Here is a 15,526-nt window from a genome sequence, read left to right on the forward strand (position 1 = left end):
CCTCTATAATTCATTCTGTTAGACGAATAGGAGTTACAGGGGGATCAGCTGGATGAAACAACTAGTAATTGATAAAAACAGAATCAAGGTGCAAGTACAACATTACTTAGGAAAAATAAATCTAGGTACTAGACTATTTATTCTTTTTATAACATTGATGTTAACGTCCATCACAGCAGTGGGAATCGTTTCCTATACTAAATCTAAAGAAATGACCATTGAAAGTATGGAAAATCGTCTTGTTAGAGAAGTAGAGCTTATGGGATATATTGCGGAGCCTTTAAAGTTTACATACATAAGTGATGACGCATATTTTATGCAACAGTTAGAGGTGAATATTCGCTCACAAAGGGATACATTGAAAGAGGATGGCATCTCTCCGGAGTTCTTTTACATAACGAATAACGAAATTCAGCCATTCAAGGTAAGTGAAGATAATCTTCCGTCAATGACTGATAACATGGTGGAATGGATGGTCAACAGCAAAGAAGGGATTTTAAAAGAACGTATTGACGGGGTGGAATATACAATCACCTACCAAGAAATGAAAGAGCTGGATGGAATATATGCTTTAATTCTTCCGACTAAATCTTATTTAAGTCCTGTTCATGAAATGGGTATCTTCACACTAATGGTAATCTCAGTTAGTATTATTCTTTTCACCTGCATCACCATTCTTTTCGTTCGCACCTTAACAAAGCCTTTATCTGTCCTTAGAGAAGCGATGAGAGAAGGAAGAGAAGGAAATCTTCTGCCTACAAAGAATATGAAAACATCCATTCCTGAACTTGTGTCTTTAAACAAAAGCTACAATTCAATGATTCACAACATGACTCAAGTAGTAAAAGAGATAAAGCAAACAACAAAAGAATTAGAAGAGACAGGTACCCAACTAGGACTTTCAGCAGAAGATTCCTTGGTTTCCACTCATCAATTAATAAGTTCTATTCATATGGTAAAAGAAGGGGCTATGCAAACTGCTTCTAGTTCTGAGACCAGTGTTCAAAGTATCAAAGAAATGAAAGACATTATTGGAGAAATGCAAAACAATATGTCTCGGGTATTTTCTAGTTCCAACAGAATGGATGACTCTGCGGAGATAGGAAAAGCACACATGAATACGCTTATAACAACTATTATTAAATTCGAAAACGATTTTGAAGAGCTTTCCAATACAGTGAAAAATGTGAAAGATTATTCCGTTTCGATTACAGGGTTAGTAGTGCTAATAAAAGGAATTGCCGAACAAACAAAGCTATTGGCACTAAATGCAACTATTGAAGCTGCTCGGGCAGGTGATGCTGGAAAAGGATTTGCTGTTGTAGCTAACGAAGTAAGGAATCTTGCCGAACAATCAACTTCTGCCGCAGAGGAGATTACAAGTTCCATCGGGCGTATGGAAGACGTCACTACAAATGCTGTAAATGAATTTGAAAACATGCATGAAAAGATTAAAGATAACTTGCACACTGCAAACCTATCTAAAGTGACTTTTGATGAGTTGATGGCAGAAATGGAAGAAGTGAGCGAGAACCTTAATGTCATTAATGGAGATCTAAAAGGATGGCAAGAGTTTTTACCTAATTTGGAATCTGCTACTGACAGTTTGCTCTCAGTCTCCCAAGAAACTTCCGCAAGTTCAGAAGAAATGCTATCAGCCAGTGAAAATCAAGTAGGACAGATGGAATATACGAACGAAATAGGAAAGAAACTAAATGCCCTATCCAAATCCCTTTCCATCATCACGGCGAGATTTCAGTTTGACAAAGAATCAATATAGTTATTTTTTTACTTTTCTCCTTGGACCATATAAAATATAGGAACGAGGAGGTGGGCGTTTGAAGCAAGATCGCTTATTTTGGCAACTTATTCAGCATTTCGTTGTAAGTAAAGAATATCGGATTTTACATATCTCTCCAGACCAAAACGAACTCTGGTTAGAAAACCTTACCCATAAAAAAGCACCAATTATCAGAATCTATCGACATGATCTGGATTGGAGCACATGGCTTCAGCGTGATATTGAAAATGCATCCAGTCACGTCGTTAATTTCAAGCAACAGTTGAGAAAACGTCGTTTACATGCATACAATATTTATGTTTCATCATACCCACCTGTGGATGACTGGGAATTCAGGGTGGAAGAACCTTTTGAAAATGAAAAAACAGAGCTTCATTCTATCGTGTTGCATGAAGGAAATACACAACATACATTAAACAAGATTGCACAAGCAACTGGGGATGAGGTCTCCATAAAAGAAGAGAATGAACTGGACGATCTAGGTCTATACCAACTCAAACAGAGCGTCCTAAATGCTTCTTCCCAAAGAGATAAAAAGGAAAGGTCCTTATTTCAACATGGAAAACCCCTTTTCACCTACTTTTTTATCTTTTTACATTTAGTGATGTTTTATTTGCTGGAGACAAATGGAGGAAGCCAGAATTCTGAGACATTAGTAAAGTACGGCGCGAAATATAACCCAGCCATCCTGGAAGGGGAGTGGTGGCGTTTCTTTACACCTATTGTCCTCCATATAGGATTTCTTCATTTATTGCTCAACACAATGGCCATATTTTATTTAGGCTCTGCTGTAGAGAGAATTTATGGTAACATCCGTTTTCTAGCTATTTATTTGTTTGCAGGATTTACTGGGTCATTAGCTAGCTTCGTATTTACATCATCGTTATCTGCTGGTGCATCTGGGGCGATATTCGGTTGCTTTGGGGCGCTCCTGTTTGTTGGAATCATTCATCCGAAAATGTTTTTCCGGACAATGGGTGCGAATATTTTAGTATTAATAGGAATAAATTTAGCTATCGGATTCACTATTCCAGGTATTGATAATGCTGGTCATATTGGTGGGTTGATTGGTGGCTTCTTGGCATCAGCCGTTGTGCATCTACCGAGGCATAAAAAATTTATCCATCGAATCCTTGGGTTTGGGGTAGCGGCTGTTTTAACATTCTTCCTGCTTCAAGAAGGCTATAATGCAGAGAATCCAACTGCCCAAATAAAACAAGCTGAAACGTTAGTTCAACAGGAACAATATGAAGAAGCATATAATCTCTTGATTGATTTCGAAGACAGGGAAGAAGAATTTCCAGAGGTACTTTTCTATCTTTCCTATATTGATATCCAAGAAGGCAACATAGAGGATGCGAAAAATAGGTTAGAAAGACTTACTACTCTGCAACCAAGTTTCCATGAAGCACACTATAACTTAGCACTAGTCTATCTAGAGTTAAATGAAATTGAAAAGGCATCAAGTTCTATAGACAGAGCCATTGAACTTGATTCTTCCGTAGAAGCCTATAATAACTTACGCACTGAAATCGATGGGTTAGAATGAACTTTCTTAAAAACAGCAAGGATTACCATTCCTAGGGGATGGCAATTCCTGCTTGTTTTTTTTGTGCGTTCTTGTATTTTTTTGCTAATTATAGCAGAAAATGAAAAGATGATAAATATTTCATACCTAATACATCAAGAATTAGGAGGAACTCATTTTGACTTGGCATAAACCAACGAGAAAAATGTCGGGAAACTTCGATGAGGATGTTGGATATTTAAAAGAAAGAATGGCAGTGGATAAAAGTTTTGATTTAATCTTTCTGGATCTCCATTATGCAGGTAGAAAAATAGGGATGTTCCTGGTGGATGGTTTCGGTAAAGATGATATCATGCTATTTTTAATGAAATTTTTGTCCGACCTTTTGCCGGAAGATTTAGATGAAAAACCTCTGGATAAACTTTTAAAGACGTACATACCATACGTAGAAATTGATAAAACAGATGATTTGGAAACCGTTGTAGATCAGGTCCTTGCAGGTCCAACTGTTATGATTGTAGAAGGACTTGAGGAAGCGATTATTATTGACTCAAGAACCTATCCTGTCAGAGGCCCCGAAGAGCCTGACATGGAAAGAGTAGTTCGCGGTTCGAGAGATGGATTCGTAGAGACATTGATTTTCAACTGTGCTTTAATCCGCAGAAGAGTAAGAGACAGTTCACTCAGAATGGAATATTTGCAGGTTGGAAGAAGATCAAAGACAGATATAAGTCTTTGTTACTTGGACGAACTTGCAGATCCTGATCTGGTGGAGGAAATTAAAGAATCATTACAAAATATTGATACAGATGGCCTGCCAATGGCAGAAAAAACACTGGAGGAATTTGTTGGAGGACGTCACTGGAATCCCTATCCTACAGTCAGGTACACAGAAAGGCCAGATACAGCTGCAGCTCATTTATATGAAGGACATGTACTTGTCATAGTGGATGGTTCCCCAAGTGTCATTATAACTCCCGCTACATTTTGGCATCATCTGCAACATGCTGAGGAGTACAGAAACAAACCGGTGGTTGGAGCCTACTTAAGGCTTGTCCGATTTATGGCAGTGTGGGCGTCCATATTTATTTTGCCACTATGGTTTCTGCTGGCAACGAATACACAGTTACTTCCAGAACAGTTAGCTTATATCGGTCCAACCGAAACAGGAGAAGTTCCATTGATTGCCCAGATCCTCATCATTGAAATAGGAATGGATATGCTCCGAATGGCAGCCATTCATACGCCAACCTCTTTAGGAACCGCCCTTGGACTTGTGGCGGCCATACTCATAGGGGATGTGGCGGTAAAAGTAGGGCTTTTTGTACCCGAAATAATTCTTTACCTTGCTATTGCCGCAATTGGGACATTCTCCACACCAAGTTATGAACTTAGTTTAGCAAACAGGTTATTTAGGATTGCACTGCTCCTGTTGACGTACATGTTTGGAGTCATTGGATTTATGGCGGGGCTCGTGATTCTCGTTCTGTTTCTGATGATGATGAAGTCCTACAATGTTCCGTACTTGTGGCCGTTTATCCCATTCAATTACAGAGGATTCCGAGATGTGTTGATACGATCTCCAATTCCTTTGAAAAATAGAAGACCGACAATCCTGCACCCGGAAGACCCAGATAGATAAATACTTCAAAAACGGATGGTCATCACTCCATCCGTTTTTTTTTTGAAGAATAAGAATGCATACAATCTATAATCCGGTTGATTTCCGTTCCAGGCGCTTCGCTTGCCTGCGGGCGGTCTGTGAGCCTCCTCGGCTGCGCCTGCGGGGGCTCACCTGTCCCTTCCTCCCGCGGGCGTCTGCGCGCCTTCCACTACAATCAACTAGGTGACTTCTTTCAACATAGGTTTTGAAAATCGAGTTATCTGAAAAAAGCACTAATATATTTTTACGTAATTTCTAGCTGTGCATTGGAGTAAATGGTGGAGACTCCAGCGGGGGAGTAACGGTAGGTGGAGACCCCTGAAGCGTTGTGAGGAGGCTCAAGCACCGTCCCGCGGAAAGCGAAGCCATTTGCGGAAAGGAACAGCGGTGGTTAACAATCCAAGTAAAGTTTTCTCTGAAATAAAGGACCGGGAGCGTAATCCCAGTTTTTCTTATGTTTTCTTGCTTGACGTCGGAAGTGAATCCTTTATACTAAAAATGGAGCGTAAACCCTTTCAACTAGTAAAGAAGAAAAGGTGAAGTCATGAAAACAATGTTTGACATAAGACAACTTTTAAAAAGCTATGGTGCCTTTATCTACACAGGCGACAAATTAGCAGACCTAGAGTTAATGGAAGATGAAATAAGAGAACTCTATCGGTCAGGGGTGCTGGATGCAAACGTTTTCCAGTCCGCAATGATTTTACTGCGACATGAAATATCTAAATTAAGATAAAGAAAAGGTGAAACAAATGGAAAACAAATGGTTGGTTGGTGTCGACCTTGGAGGCACAACAATAAAAATGGCGTTCATTACACAATACGGTGAAATTGCTCACAAGTGGGAAATCGTCACAAATATAAGTGAAAAAGGGAAATATATCACAACTGATATTGCAAAAGCTATAGACAGCAAACTAGAAGAACTAGGCGAATCAAAGTCTAAACTTAAAGCACTTGGAATGGGAGCACCGGGTCCGGTCAATATGGCTACAGGTTTAATATATGAAGCAGTTAACTTGGGATGGGAGAATTACCCTCTAAAAGATCTGCTGGAAGTAGAAACAGGATTGCCTGTAGTAGTCGACAATGATGCGAATCTTGCTGCAATCGGGGAAATGTGGAAAGGTGCCGGCGAAGGATCTAAAGATCTTATCTGTGTTACCCTCGGAACAGGTGTAGGAGGAGGCATCATCACCAATGGAGAAATTGTCCATGGTATAAACGGAGCTGGTGGAGAAATAGGCCACATCACCGTAATTCCAGAAGGTGGAGCACCATGCAACTGTGGAAAAACAGGCTGTCTGGAAACGATTGCATCTGCTACGGGAATCGTTCGTCTGGCTAAAGAAGCAATGGAAGAAAATCCGGGCAGCAAGTTAGAAGAGTTAACAAAACAAGAAGGGTTGACTGCAAAATTAATTTTTGAACAAGCTGAGGCGCAAGAAGAAATTTCCCAATATGTAGTTAATAAAGTCTCATTTTATTTAGGACTAGCTCTTGCAAACCTGGCAAATGCCATGAACCCTGAGAAAATCGTCATTGGTGGAGGAGTCTCAAAAGCAGGTGACAAATTATTAAATCCAGTTCGTCATCATTTTGTAAAATACTTGTTCCCAAGAACGAAAGTCGGTGTCAAAATAGCTGAGGCAACGTTAGGAAATGATGCAGGGGTAATCGGGGCTGCGTATTTGGCAAAAACAAAATTGTAAAAAAGTGTATAGTTTATTCTCTCTTTCTCTTGGGTAAAAAGATAGAAAGAAGCAAGAATAGCGCGTAACGGAGGCTTCTTAGCAGAAGTCTCCTTTTTGTTTGACTATTTTGAATAAATAAACATCTATATTTATTGAAACTTTTTGGCTTGTACTGCGTCTATTATATATAACGGCAAACAACGCCAAGACTATTATTCTAGCTCTTTAATATAAATACAGTATTAATTATCCATTGATTTTTTGTAAAAAAAGTTTTAAGATATGTCGTAGCCAAATTTTTAGAGTAATGAAAAGTTGGTCATGGATACATCTAAAAAATTTTTTTAACAATACTAAAATAAAGAGCTTCCCTGTCTTTGCTATAAGGAGGTAAAAAAAGATGAAGCAAGCCTTTAAATCAAAAGTGCCTTTTATCCTGATTGCAGTCGTTCTGCTCTGGGTAAAAACCTATATCGTATACAAAACGAGTTTTAACATTACAATTGAATCCCTTAAACAAGAATTTATTCTATTTATTAATCCGTTAAGCTTTATATTGCTTATTGCCGGTTTTGCCCTCTTCTTTAAAGAGAAGGGAATGAAACGATACCTGATTATTACAAGTTTTATCGTATCGTTTGTCCTTTATGCAAATGCCGTCTACTACCGTTTTTTCAATGATTTCATCACCATCCCGTTACTTTTTCAATCGGGGAATATGAGTGATCTAGGTGGTAGTATTACGGAACTGATGACACCAGTCGACTTATTAATGTTCACTGATGTAGTCATTCTTATTGCACTTGCAAAATGGACGCCATCATTTGTAAGCATGAGCACATGGAGACCAAAAGTTCGCAAAATGTACTTCTTGTCCATTGTGGGTATTTTTCTTTTCAACTTAGGTTTGGCAGAAACAGAAAGACCTCAATTATTGACTCGTACATTTGACCGTGAAATCCTAGTGAAAAACTTAGGAACATACAACTACCATGTTTATGATGCAGTAATCCAATCCAAAACACGTGCTCAACGTGCAATGGCTGACGGTAGTGAACTTGCAGAGATTCAGAACTACATCAATGCTAGCTATAAAGCACCTAATGACGATTTATATGGTGCTGCAAAAGGTAAGAACGTCATTGTAGTAAAATTAGAATCCATGCAGAGCTTTGTTATCGATAAAGAAATTAACGGTGAACCGATTACTCCGTTCTTAAATGAATTAAAAGATCAAAGTTATTACTTTAATAACTTTTATCACCAAACAGGTCAAGGGAAAACATCAGACTCTGAGTTCTTATTAGATAATTCCTTGTATCCTGTAGGACGCGGTGCCGTGTTCTTTACTCATGGAACAAATGATTTCCATACAGCTACACCTAATGCAGTAAAAGAAGAAGGTTATACTCCTGTAACATTCCACGCAAACAACAAAAGTTTCTGGAACCGCGATGTGATGTATAAGTCACTTGGATATGACCAATTCTTTGATATTGAAAGTTATGATGTCAACGAAGAAAATTCTGTAGGTTGGGGCTTAAAGGATATTGAGTTTTTCCAACAATCCATTCCTTATATGCAGGATTTAGAACAACCTTTCTATGCTAAATTTATTACGTTAACAAATCACTTCCCATTCGTATTGGATGAAGAAGACAGATTTGTTGATGAATTTGATTCAAACAGTCGTACGCTGAACCGTTATTTTCCTACGGTTAGATATAGTGATGAGTCAATTAAGGTCTTGTTTGATGAGTTAAAGAAATCAGGGCTTTATGAAGATTCCATCATCATCCTTTATGGAGATCACTACGGTATCTCCGAAAATCATAACGAAGCGATGAGCCAATATTTAGGCAAAGAGATTACGCCTTTTGAAAATGCTCAATTGCAACGTGTCCCAATGTTTGTTCACATCCCAGGTGTGACGGATAAAAACCCGAAAGAATTTGATACAGTTGGTGGACAGATTGACCTTAAGCCTACTATCAAGCACTTACTCGGAATGGAAACGAAAAATGATATCCAATTCGGAGCAGACCTTTTCTCCGAAGACAGAAATGATTTTGTTGTATTCCGTGACGGAAGCTTCGTTACTGACAAAGTAGTTTATACGAAAAATGCATGCTACGATAAGGAAACAGAACAAGTGACAGACCAATCAGCTTGTGAGCCTTATATGGAAAAAGCGAAAAAAGAACTTCAATACTCTGATCAGATTGTGTATGGAGATCTGCTTCGTTTCTATGATGGGACCTCCATTCAAGTTGATGAAAGCAAAATAGAAGAATAAATACAAAACACCGAAGGCAGGTTAGCTGCTTTCGGTGTTTTTTTCATTTTGAGCCAACGTTCTAAATTCACCCTCTTCACCATATGGTTAGTATAAATGCTTATGGTGGGCGGTGATTTAGAATGAAGGTCTATGCAAGAAGGGGAGATTCCTTATGGTACTATAGTCAGTTATTTGGGCTGCCATTGAACTTAATATGTGATTCCAACCCTGAGGTGACCTCGGGATCAGATCTCCTCAAAGCGGGCGAAGAAATAGCTCTACCGGGCTTTACACATAGAGATTATGAAGTTCAAGCATTGGAGACCATTTTTACAATCGCTCAGAAGATAAATATCTCTGCTGATTGTATGATGCTATTGAACCAAGAAAAAGGCCTTGGCCAAATAAAAACAGGCGACGTCCTAAAAGTTCCACTAAGGATCACGCAAAACATAGTTAATCCCAAAAAGCCTTACGATTACCAAACATTAAATAAGGACATAGAGAGACTAAAGGAAGTTTACCCGTTCATTCAATGCACTTCAATAGGACAATCTGTGATGGGAAAGCCACTTCACCACATTCGTTTAGGTAAAGGAAAGAAGAAAATTCATTGGAATGGCAGCTTTCATGCAAATGAGTGGATCACAAGCGCGGTTATTATGAACCTAATCAACGACTACCTTAGATGTTTAACGAACTATACACCATTAAGAGGGATTCCATGTATACCTTTGTATGAACAAGCAGAGCTGTCTATTGTTCCAATGGTGAACCCTGATGGAGTGGATCTTGTCCTGCATGGCCCCCCATCTGAAAGTCCTTTTAAGGAACTGGTGGAAAACATCAATCAAGATCGCCTTGATTATATAGGGTGGAAAGCAAACATTAGAGGAATCGATTTAAATAAGCATTTTCCTGCTAATTGGGAAGTGGAAAAGATAAGAAAAGAAGAGAAAGTTCCTTCACCTCGAGATTATCCTGGCGATTTGCCCTTGACGGAGCCTGAGGCATTGGCAATGGCTAGCCTTGCCGATAAAGAAAATTTTAATAAAGTGATTGCGGTCCATACCCAAGGGGAAGAGTTCTACTGGGGGTATGAAGGATTGGAACCTAAGGAGAGCGAAACAATCGCAGAGGAATTTGAAAAGGTCAGTACCTATAAAAGCGTTCGTTATGTTGACAGTCACGCCGGATTCAAAGATTGGTTCATTCAGGAATATAAAAAGCCAGGATTCACGCTGGAACTTGGCAGGGGAATTAACCCGCTTCCCTTATCCCAATACGACACGATTTACCAAAAAACCCTAGGTATTTTTCTTGCTTCCCTATACATTTAACGGCAAAGCTCCCTCCTTGCCGTTTTTTTTATTGGTGTAAATTATTCCTGTAAGAATATAATATTTTTTAGCTTGTATTGAAACCTTTCCTGCCTCATAATCGTTATTAAGATAGGAAAAAAGGAGGGGTGCAATGAAAAAGATTTTTTGGGTAGTCTGTATCATTATATGTTTTATGATAGGATGTCAATCTCCTGCTCACCCCAAGGAAGTTAGTAACGCGCCTGCGCTCTCAAATCAGGATAAACAAAAACCTTTCAATCCATCAAACTTTCATAATGAACCACTTAAAAAGCTCTCATTACCATTTGATCAATTCAGTGCTGTTTCAGAATGGTTTAATGATGAAACCATTTTATATATAACTAATGAAGGAAGCGGCTCTGTCGTCCATTCCTTTCATCTGATATCAGGTGAAACAGAAGTGTTTTATAAATCTGAAGAATTGATCATGTCAGTCGAAGCTAATAAGACGTATGACATGTTTCTTGTTCGCTCTGCAGTCTCTTCAACTGAAGGGATACTAAGAGTTCTATCTGACAAAGGAGAAGAACTTGCCGAATGGAAATTTGATAACTCTATAGATCTTGTCTATTCTTGGAATCCTTTTTCCGCACAACAGCTGGTTGTGTCATCTTTTAAAGAGGACTGGTCTTATGAAACTTTTTTGCTTGATGTCCATCATAAAAGTATGATAAAAAAAGATGTAGCAGATCCGTTTGTGCAATGGCTGCCAAATGAAGAGATAGGTTATATTGATTGGAATCATGAGATGCCTGCATTGGAAGCTCCGTTATATGCTGAGGATCTAGGAACGGAAGACATGCGGGAGCTTAAGGAAAGCGTCGTGATGTTCCATACCTACGATAACCATCTTATCACCGCCGGGTCTGTGGATGATGTCGGGACAGCTTCCTATTCATTTTATAGCTTTCCGGAATTGGAAGTAATGCATTCCTATGAAGCGCCATTACTTACGTTATATTCGAATTACTTTATTCCATATTATGATTTTGAAGAGAACACAAAGATCTTCTACACATTTGAGTCAACCCGTGCTGGAAGTGCAGATGGGTATTCAGATGGCTTTCAGTTAATATCATTTGACAGCAAAAGCGGGGAAAAGAAGGTGCTGGCAAAAGATTTAGAGAACGCGCCATTGAAATGCTCTCCAAATGGGGTATATTGTTTGTATGGATACCAGTTAGAGCAAATAATAATTCCTTCAACTAAGGAGATAGTAAATTTAGTAGAATTATCCTAAAAAAGGAGGCAAAAAAGAATGGCAATCGTCGATGTTACCGTTATTCCAATTGGAACGAATGGGCCTAGTGTAAGTGACTATGTCGCGGATATACAAGATATCTTGGAGGGGTTTAAAAAAGAAGGAAAAATCGACTATAAATTGACTCCCATGAGTACTATTATCGAGGGAGAACTCCCAACGTTAATGCACGTAGTGCAGGTTATCCATGAGGCTCCGTTTCAAAAAGGCCTTCATCGAGTAGCAACCAATATAAGAATAGATGACCGCAGAGACAAAAGCGTACAAATGGATGATAAACTGCGCGCAGTGGAATCTAAACGCTTCATATAAAAAATGAAATGCCAGACACCTCGTTAACGGAGTGCCTGGCATTTCTTAAATTCATTTTACTAAATATAGAAACTCTTTGTTAAGCGGCCGTGCCCTTTACACTTCGTACATTTCTTATAGAGGGGCAGCATGAAAATTTTTCTCCTCCCTGTCCCACTGCAACTTCCGCACAATGTCCTCAATGCCAACCATATCACCCTCCTACACTTCATTCATATATATAGTATTTCCTATAACAACCCAATATATAGCCGTAAAAATCAACAGCGGTGGTTAATAGAATATCTAACTTTGCTATCAGTATATTCAAAAGATCAATATTTGCTTGAAGTATTTAAAACAACAAAAAAGAGTACCCCTCCCAATTAGGGAAGAATACTCTTTTGCATACCTGCACTATCAACTTAGTGTGCTACCGGATAACCGTGTTCAATAACAGTCATTACTGTAAACCAACCAAACACTGCAACAGTTCCGAATGCGAAAAGAACTCCTAGGAAGTTTTTTTCTTTAAGGGAACGGACAAGAGCAAATACGCATAAAAGTGTTACAAGTCCAAAAATAATAACTAATGGCAAGGTTAACGCCCCTTTCAGAGATCATTTCCATTTCTATTTAAAAGAAATTCCATAAAATAAGTATGTAATGGAACATTACACTACACTCCATTTACATTTTAAATGTTTTCTCACTATTTGTCGAGGTCAAAAATTGACACTTCTATGTCATAAGTTCGAGCTACTTTCATCATAAATTCTTTATTTTCTTTATCAATAATATAGGATTTTTTATATTGTTCCTCAATAGCAATTATTGATTCCTCCATTTGGATAAGAAACATATCAATATCAACTTGTTTACCGCTTTCAATTCGAAAAATGGATATCATGTCTTGATACAAGTAATGATTATTTTTTTCTGAAATAAACCCATAATCCGTGAAGAGTCTGGTGGCAACCGGGTTTTCAATTAAGGAAAGGGTATATGTTTCTTCTAAGATACATCGGTCCATCAACATATTTTTTACAACCTTGGCCTCCATGGCGGAATCGGTAATAAGCAAACTGTCATCTGAATCAAATATACTGGCTATTTGTTTAAGCTGTAAGAGAAGGTTCTGGAAGTATTGCGGTTTATCATCTGCACATTGTATTTCCAAACCGAACATCGACTTCATAGGCAATTTCCTTTCGTTTCTCAAGTTCTACTTCTTAGTGTAAAATAGATGGATAGATACTTCAAGGAAAGGTGTGGAAAGATATGAAATGGAAACAGCTACCACTTGGTCCGTTGCAAACAAATGCGTACCTCCTCATAAATGAAAGAAAAGAATGCCTCATTTTCGATCCGGGAAGTGAAGGGGAAGCATTCAATTCCTACTTGGAAGAAAATGCGCTTAAGCCATTGGCTATCTTGTTGACACATGCACATTTTGATCACATTGGAGCGGTAGATGCCGTTCGTAAACATTGGGATGTTCCAGTTTATGTACATAAAAAAGAAAAGAGTTGGCTTGGGGATCCAAGTCTAAACGGCTCGCAGTTCTTCCAGCTTGGGCCAATAACGGCTAATCCTGCAGATCATCTAATCATATCAGAAGAAAAATTAGTCATTTCCAATTTTGAACTAGAAATATTATTTACTCCAGGCCATTCACCAGGCAGTGTGAGCTTTTATCATGAACCAAGCAAAGTGGTATTTGCAGGTGATGCACTTTTTGCTGGTAGCATCGGAAGGACGGATCTTCCAGGAGGCAACCATGAACAGCTTATACAAAGCATACACAACAAGCTGTTGATTTTGCCGGAAGAAACAACCGTTTTATCTGGCCATGGAATGACCACTACTATAGAGAGGGAAATGGATAGTAACCCTTTCCTTAATGGATTTTAACCCTATGATACCAGCATTTTTGCAAGAAAAGATAGAGAAAGCTCCTGATAGGAAATTGAATTTTGCGGAATACATGATGACTGTACTCTATCATCCTTCTGAAGGTTACTATATGAAGCCAAAGAATAAGGTAGGAACAAAAGGGGATTTTATCACAAGCAGTAATGTCCATACTGTCTATGGAAAGCTTTTTGCTAAACTGTTGGTCAAGTACTTTAATGAAACAGATATTCCACCTGTGATTATTGAGATAGGCGGAGGGAATGGAAGGTTTGCTAAGCATCTATTGGAGGAATTTAAACTCCTTGATCCACTGCTCTATAGGCGCTTAAGCTATGTTATGGTGGAGACAAGCTCTTATCACATTCATTTACAGAAAACGACGATTCCTGACTCTGTACCTGTTAACTACTTTATTTCCTTAGAGGATGTCCCTGACAGATTTAGAAAGGGTGTTCTGTTTTCGAATGAGCTATTCGATGCCTTGCCTGTCCATGTTATTGAATACACAAATGGAACTTTGAAAGAAGTATTCGTAACAATAGGTGAAGATAGAAACTTGTCTGAAAGAAGTCTACCTCTTGATAATGAAGAAATCCAGGCTTATATTTCTAAAAATAAACTGATCTTTTCGGAAGGCCAACGAATGGAAATCCCTTTAGCAATGATGCATTATGCGAACATCCTTGGAGAATGGCTGCTAGCAGGTACCATTATAACGGTTGATTACGGCTATCGTTTTTCTGAGTTGGCCAGTCAGGACTTATTGGAAGGCAGTCTCCGTGGTTATCACCAGCATCAATTGGTAAAGGATCCCTTAAAATATCCTGCTGAGATGGATTTAACGTCACATATTCATTTGGATGCGTTAGAAGCGAGCTTTGATGATTGGAAGTTTAGCCATGTAGGAACCATGAGGCAGGGGGAATTCCTAGTGGAAGCAGGTATACTGGAATATCTACAAGAAAACCAGGATCCAGACCCTTTTTCTGAAAAAAGCAAACAGAACCGAGCGATCCGCACCCTCATCATGGACAGCAGCTGGAGCCACTCTTTCCAAGTACTCATTCATGAAAAGGGGTCGGATAGTTGGGGCACAATTATTGATTTTAAGAACAATAAAAAGCGATGACATAAAGTCCATCGCTTTTTATTGTTTAGCTACGTATGTTTAATGACCACCAGATCCAGGCACCATCATAAATGTTGTCCAATACGAGAAGGCAACAAAGAAAATTGTTAAATATGCTCCGAAAATATAGATGTACATACGTTCAGATAGCTTAAGATAACTTAATAAAATGAAGAATACCGTTTGTCCGAAGAAAAGTAAAGACGTTTGAGTCATGTGGCCAAGATAAAACATAACCGCGAAAATCCCAGTCCAGAAACCCATTACACGGTACATACGATCCATATGTATCCCCTCCTTACGCACTAATCCTTATGCTTGTCACTTTCCTATTATAATGTACCAATACTTTACTTGTAAATAAGCGTTTGTTTCTAGTTTGTGACGATTACAAGATAAGTACATTTTTCACCAGAACCATAATGATTATGCAACTATTTTTCTATCATACCTATTTCCATTATAGTGCAAAGTTAAACAGAAAGTCTTCTTTTTTGATAAAGAAAAGATGTTGTCGTAATTTGTTCATAAAATAGTTATCTTTTTACTGTACAAAAGTTATACAACTGGTATACAATGAAATTAACATAAAATACTGAA

Annotated in this window: 14 protein-coding genes; 11 read left to right on the forward strand and 3 right to left on the reverse strand. The window is 38.5% G+C overall.

What is annotated here, in order from left to right; translation table 11 throughout:
• Positions 1–52 precede the first annotated feature (52 nt).
• The 9 genes from M313_RS0109475 (at position 53) to M313_RS0109525 (ending at position 11,901) form a co-directional block, all read left to right on the forward strand.
• Entirely contained in the window at positions 53–1,780 is a 1,728-nt protein-coding gene (locus M313_RS0109475; protein WP_010194596.1) for a methyl-accepting chemotaxis protein, read from the forward strand.
• A gap of 58 nt (positions 1,781–1,838) precedes the next feature.
• Positions 1,839–3,350, forward strand: coding sequence for a rhomboid family protein (locus M313_RS0109480; RefSeq protein WP_010194597.1), 1,512 nt, complete (start codon positions 1,839–1,841; stop codon positions 3,348–3,350).
• Positions 3,351–3,534: 184 nt separating this feature from the next.
• Positions 3,535–4,971 carry a spore germination protein gene (locus tag M313_RS0109485; RefSeq protein WP_029326422.1) on the forward strand — a complete coding sequence of 479 codons (1,437 nt, stop codon included), beginning with the start codon at positions 3,535–3,537 and terminating at the stop codon, positions 4,969–4,971.
• 565 nt (positions 4,972–5,536) lie between these two features.
• The gene (locus tag M313_RS0109495) at positions 5,537–5,728 is read left to right on the forward strand and encodes a YqgQ family protein (protein WP_010194600.1); all 192 of its coding nucleotides are present in this window, start codon (positions 5,537–5,539) and stop codon (positions 5,726–5,728) included.
• 16 nt (positions 5,729–5,744) lie between these two features.
• Positions 5,745–6,704: an ROK family glucokinase gene (locus tag M313_RS0109500; protein ID WP_010194601.1), complete on the forward strand. Its 960-nt coding sequence runs from the start codon at positions 5,745–5,747 to the stop codon at positions 6,702–6,704.
• Between the two features lie 382 nt (positions 6,705–7,086).
• Positions 7,087–8,982, forward strand: a complete 1,896-nt coding sequence (locus M313_RS0109505; protein ID WP_010194602.1) for an LTA synthase family protein — start codon at positions 7,087–7,089, stop codon at positions 8,980–8,982.
• A gap of 122 nt (positions 8,983–9,104) precedes the next feature.
• Complete coding sequence (locus M313_RS0109510; RefSeq protein ID WP_010194603.1) at positions 9,105–10,304, forward strand: M14 family metallopeptidase; 1,200 nt, start codon at positions 9,105–9,107, stop codon at positions 10,302–10,304.
• A 133-nt stretch (positions 10,305–10,437) separates the two neighbouring features.
• On the forward strand, positions 10,438–11,568 hold the full coding sequence (locus M313_RS0109520; protein ID WP_010194604.1) for a YqgU-like beta propeller domain-containing protein: 1,131 nt from the start codon (positions 10,438–10,440) through the stop codon (positions 11,566–11,568).
• 18 nt (positions 11,569–11,586) lie between these two features.
• Complete coding sequence (locus tag M313_RS0109525; RefSeq protein ID WP_010194605.1) at positions 11,587–11,901, forward strand: MTH1187 family thiamine-binding protein; 315 nt, start codon at positions 11,587–11,589, stop codon at positions 11,899–11,901.
• Between the two features lie 404 nt (positions 11,902–12,305).
• On the opposite strand, the gene M313_RS25180 is transcribed toward M313_RS0109525, so the two are convergent.
• Positions 12,306–12,479, reverse strand: a complete 174-nt coding sequence (locus tag M313_RS25180) for a DUF2759 domain-containing protein (protein WP_010194607.1) — start codon at positions 12,477–12,479, stop codon at positions 12,306–12,308.
• 113 nt (positions 12,480–12,592) lie between these two features.
• Positions 12,593–13,078, reverse strand: coding sequence for a hypothetical protein (locus M313_RS0109535; protein ID WP_010194608.1), 486 nt, complete (start codon positions 13,076–13,078; stop codon positions 12,593–12,595).
• An 83-nt stretch (positions 13,079–13,161) separates the two neighbouring features.
• Between M313_RS0109535 and M313_RS0109540 the strand changes: the two genes are divergently transcribed.
• Positions 13,162–13,794, forward strand: a complete 633-nt coding sequence (locus tag M313_RS0109540; protein WP_010194610.1) for an MBL fold metallo-hydrolase — start codon at positions 13,162–13,164, stop codon at positions 13,792–13,794.
• A gap of 4 nt (positions 13,795–13,798) precedes the next feature.
• Entirely contained in the window at positions 13,799–14,926 is a 1,128-nt protein-coding gene (locus M313_RS0109545; protein ID WP_034774669.1) for a class I SAM-dependent methyltransferase, read from the forward strand.
• A gap of 39 nt (positions 14,927–14,965) precedes the next feature.
• Here M313_RS0109545 and M313_RS0109550 read toward each other — a convergent pair whose 3' ends face one another.
• Positions 14,966–15,211 (reverse strand): DUF2626 domain-containing protein, encoded by a 246-nt coding sequence (locus M313_RS0109550; protein ID WP_010194612.1) that lies wholly within the window; start codon positions 15,209–15,211, stop codon positions 14,966–14,968.
• Positions 15,212–15,526 lie beyond the last annotated feature (315 nt).

The organism is Bacillus sp. m3-13 (assembly GCF_000175075.1).
In the GTDB taxonomy this organism is placed as follows: Bacteria; Bacillota; Bacilli; order Bacillales; family Bacillaceae_I; genus Sutcliffiella_A; species Sutcliffiella_A horikoshii_C.